Genomic DNA, 4,498 nt, shown 5'->3' with positions numbered 1-4,498 from the left:
ATAACAGGTATCCGCTATGCCGAGGCTCTTGAGGTAGTTGACGGCCTTGCGGGCAACATTCCGCGGATCCCGAGTGTAATCCTCGCGGGTGGTCGGATCCTGGATGTTGCAGATCATCATGAGGGTCGGAATCTCTGCGAACGGGTCCAGAGCCGCCGTGTCAGGCTGAGGCAGGACCAGCATGTCGCTTTCGTTAATCCTCTGCCATCCCCGGATGCTGGAGCCGTCGAATCCGAGACCATCCTCGAAAACGTCCTCGGTGAGCGAGGTCACCGGAATCGTGAAATGCTGCCATACGCCCGGAAAATCCATAAATCGCAAGTCAACAGACTTGACACCTTTCTCCCGGCAGAATGCGATGACTTCCTTGGGGGTCATAACTTCTCCTCACTTTGCTGTGACAAATGGGTTGCTCACTCTCCAGAAGGCAGAAACCGAATGGCACTGTCCCGCTGACCCGGCCGCAGTCAGGACAGTTCCATTGATGCAGGTTCCATGCCAGAAAACGTCGAGAACCTCCGAAGCATGCTAAAAGCATGCATCCGGCTGATGCGAGTCCTGATAAGCGATCATTGTGTGTCAAAAAGCAGACAGATGCCGGAAAGCCACTGCCCAAAGACAGGACTTTCATGCCTAAATTCTGTGCATCTCCGTGACGTCAGGCCACCATGAGGGCCAGGCGGTCCTCCGGTTCCGGTTGCATCGGACGCCACGAATACCGCCAACCGCGGCGGGTACGCCCCAAGACCCAAACGGCGCCCGTCTCCCGCAGGCAATACGCGACCTGCTGCGCCCGCCACCGGGGAAGCTCGAGCACTTCGGCAAGGGCTGCGCTATCGAATACCTCCGGAAGACCGGGCAGAAGCAGACGCAGGTCGTCCGCCGTCATAAGGGTCACCGTCTCGCGAACTTGCACGAGCTGACGATCGGCGAGCTGATACGGGGGACGTCGCCACGAGCGGCGCTGCCGCGGATAACGGTATTCCACCACGTCCACGAACGCCACATCGATGCGCAGCCTGGGGTGGGGAAATACCCTGGCAAAATGGACGAGATCCTCAAACACATCCCACCGCCGTCCCTGTTTTGGGCTCTTGCGGTAGGAAATCACCTGGCCCCCCTCTCCTTCGAGCCGGGCAATCGTTCTGGTCATCACGATTGGCTTGACGACCAGCACACGATGCTTTTCCAGAAGCGCCTGGGTCTTTCTTCGGATAGCCCACAGGGGCCCCTGCTGGATTTCAATCAGCCATCCGTGGCTGGTGGCGTCCACGCGGTAGCCGTCAACCACAACCTCCACGGACGGCGTCGGACCTGCGTAAAAATGCTTCAAGTCGGCGTGCAGGGAATGCTCCATGGAACGACCCTCCGTGCTCCGAGCCTGACGATTTCGCTGACGAATAGAACTCCTCCCAGCAATCCCCAACGTCCTCAATGGGCGATGCCCCCGCTGTGCCAAGCAGACGCGGTCCTCGTCGAGAAGTTCCCCACTGACTGCCTTTCCGCCGTATGCTCGTACATTCTAAACCAGTTCAATACCGAAATCACGAATCGTAAAAAGAGTGGCAAAGGGAAGTCCCCGTCGCCGGAACTCCTCCGATCCTCCCTCCAACCTATCAATGATCCCCAACACCTGGACAACCTTCAGACCGTATGCTTCCGCCCGCTCAATCGCCTTAAGGGCGGAACCTCCCGTGGTGATGACGTCTTCGACGATAGCCACGCGATCGCCCGGGAAAACCGGTCCTTCGATGAACTGCCCAGTGCCATGCCCTTTCGGTTCTTTTCGGACCATGAATCCGCGAATGGGTGTTTTCCGAACCGCCGACATCGTCACCACCGCGGCGGTGATCGGGTCGGCCCCGATGGCCAGACCTCCGATGGCGTCCGGCCGAGATTCGGAGAGCAGGTCCAGAAAACCTTCTCCGATCAGCCGGGCCCCCTCTGGATCAAGCGTGACCTGTTTGCAATCGAGGTAAAACGTCGAAGTTCGCCCGGATGCCAACGTGAACTGCCCGAAACGAAGCGCCTTCTCACGGATCAAACGGTGCAACTGTTCTCGATCGTACATTCTTCGAGCCTTTCAATCCCATCAACCAGGTGTTCATTGTCTTTTCAGCATGCTTACTGGCTCTCCCTGATTGTGAGGCTCTTCGTTGAGAAAACCAAGGGCGTCCGAGCGATTCATCCAATTGTTCGCGGCAGGCGGCGGCTGTCGCCGATCGGCACGGGCTTGGGACAAAGCGTCACGCTACGGCACTATGGTTATTCGCGAGCCGATGGTCAGAATGTCGAACAGGTCCTCCATATCTTTGGCAGAAACAAAGATCGAACCGGGAGCCTGGGGATTATCGAATTGGGCGGGATCGCTGGTGCTGTGAATTCCCAGGCGTCCTTCCAGGCCGATCCACTTCGGCCCCAGCGGGTTCCGCGGGTCTCCCGCCTCATAAACACCAGAGTCCGTGAAGTAGCGAGGAAAGCGGGTCTTCTCACGCACCTGATAGCTCCCTTCACACTGACGGGCATCGGTCCCGATCCCGATGCGGAATCGGCCGGCATATTTACCCTGCAACATGAGCACGAGTTCCCGTCGGTGGAGATAAATGACAGCGTCAAACGGTCCTCGCACAACCTTTAAGGTCATCCCGGGGACGAGATCTTCAGGCCGGGCAATGCCGTTGATTTTGGCGAGAAGCTCGGGCGTCACGCTGTAGCGTTCGGCAATCGACTGAAGGGTGTCCTCCGGCTGAACGATATAGGGTTTTTCCAGCAAATGCTGGCGAGAAAAAACGACGGTGCCCGCCACCTGATCGAGCAGATCCGTCAGTTGCGCGTCTTCTTCGGGGGTCAACCGCGGATCGGCGTACCAGGCTGTGAGCACTGTGTGCACCTGAGAAAATTCTCCTCGATCCAGCTTGCGGCAGGCAGCTTCTAAAAATTCAGCAAATTCCTTGCGGATTCCCCTTTGCCCGGAGTCGCCGGTCGCTGGAGACCGTGAAGGATCTGCGGGCTTCTGTTCTTCGGAAGGCGGATTGACGTTCGTCACGGGAGAGGAAAGGTCGGGCGTCCCAATTGCCCCCGCCGGACCCGGCATCTCTGTGGACGGACGGTTCATCGCGCTGGTGACGGCCGGTTGCGGAGGCAGGGATGCCATCTCGCTGTCTTTATTCGCAATGCCGGTGCCGGCAATGTCCTGGGTGGAGGTGGAAGACAAGTCGCCCGCAGAAGAAAGTGTTCCTCCCATGAATGCTGGAGGCGGCTGGCGGCCGGTTGCCACCTGACTTCCATCGGAAGCGGTCCCGGCCATTGGTTGCCCGGCTGCAGGTGTGGTATTTCCAGACTGCTGCGCCAGTTCCGCGGGCAATTCCGGGATCGGCACATTGAGATTGCTGGTGGCAGGCGGCGGATGACCGTCATCGTCCCGGGGAGGCGTAGGCGGGGGAGTTGTGACGGCTTTATACCCGAGATAACCGACGACGAGCAGAACGACCAGGACGCCGATGGTTTTGATCGTTTCCATTGACGGTCCTCCGTGACATGTGGCGATGGTTCGCTCCCTGAACCCCAACTCCGAGCCTCTGTGTCCACCTTCTCCCGCCAGCCAACCCGCCGCGTCCGCCAGAAAGCTGCCGAGACTCCCAAGCGTGCCCATGATACGAAAAGAACACGCTTTGGCCAAGAGCACTTTTCCGGCAATGGGCGCGTGTCCGTGGCGCGGCGCGTTACTCCTCGGGGAACATTTTTGCCCTTGAGCAACGCGCCCAGATATTGCTAAACTCCCCTTCACCCCTTGCGAGACGGCCGTCCATTCGCAGCACAGGCTGCGAAAATAAAGCGAAGCACATGAACGCGACAACTCCAACACGGATGGCGAGGTTCGCAGGTTGTGTTGGAGGGTAACTCGGGAATGGGAGGCAACCAGTGGTTCGTGTCGATCAGCCGTCGGGCGGTTATCTCGTGGAACGGCAAACCACCGAACCTCAGCAAAAATCCGAAGCTGAATCCAGTCGGCGAGCGAGAAAGATTGCCATGATTGACGTGTCCGCAATCACCACACTACACCGTGAATGCACCGAAAGATGGCACCACGCTCCCATCGACAACCCTTACCGGGATTTCCTTCATCTGGTCTGCGAACAACACCAGCGAAATTTTCTTTTGTGGCACGAGGAGGACAAAGCCCGCGATCCCACCGCCAGCGATCACGAAATTGCCGCCGTCAAGCGACGGATCGATCGGCTGAACCAGGAACGCAACGACTGGATTGAGCGTCTTGACGAGTACATTCTCAACAGTCTTGCCGCGTGGGGCGTGCGCCCTCTTACTCGGGCCAAACTGAATACCGAAACGCCGGGTGCCGCCATTGATCGGTTATCGATTCTCGCTCTTCGCATCTATCATATGGAGGAGCAAACGCAGCGCACCGACGTGGATGACGAGCATCGGGAACGGGCCAGGGCAAAGTTGAGCATCCTGTACCAGCAGCACGAAGACCTCA

The 4,498-nt window shown here is 58.5% G+C and carries 5 protein-coding genes; 1 reads left to right on the top strand and 4 read right to left on the bottom strand.

The features are described 5' to 3' along the window. From H5U08_RS10895 to H5U08_RS10880, 4 genes are all read right to left on the bottom strand, one after another. Window positions 1-378: glutamine synthetase beta-grasp domain-containing protein (locus tag H5U08_RS10895; protein ID WP_297032921.1), on the bottom strand; the 378-nt coding region annotated here is incomplete at its 3' end. 280 nt (window positions 379-658) lie between these two features. Continuing rightward, on the bottom strand, window positions 659-1,357 hold the full coding sequence (locus tag H5U08_RS10890; RefSeq protein ID WP_297032920.1) for a hypothetical protein: 699 nt from the start codon (window positions 1,355-1,357) through the stop codon (window positions 659-661). A gap of 165 nt (window positions 1,358-1,522) precedes the next feature. Then, window positions 1,523-2,071 carry an orotate phosphoribosyltransferase gene (pyrE, locus tag H5U08_RS10885; protein WP_297032918.1) on the bottom strand — a complete coding sequence of 183 codons (549 nt, stop codon included), beginning with the start codon at window positions 2,069-2,071 and terminating at the stop codon, window positions 1,523-1,525. A gap of 180 nt (window positions 2,072-2,251) precedes the next feature. Next, window positions 2,252-3,520, bottom strand: a complete 1,269-nt coding sequence (locus H5U08_RS10880) for a LysM peptidoglycan-binding domain-containing protein (protein WP_297032916.1) — start codon at window positions 3,518-3,520, stop codon at window positions 2,252-2,254. A gap of 401 nt (window positions 3,521-3,921) precedes the next feature. On the opposite strand from H5U08_RS10880, the gene H5U08_RS10875 reads away from it, so the two are divergent. Then, a partial coding sequence (locus H5U08_RS10875; RefSeq protein ID WP_297032914.1) for a DUF4254 domain-containing protein occupies window positions 3,922-4,498 on the top strand: 577 nt, incomplete at its 3' end.

The organism is Thermogutta sp., assembly GCF_014359955.1.
Taxonomy (GTDB): Bacteria; Planctomycetota; Planctomycetia; order Pirellulales; family Thermoguttaceae; genus Thermogutta.
Note: the sequence above shows the minus strand (reverse complement) of the source record. Positions and strands in the feature narration are given on the sequence as shown.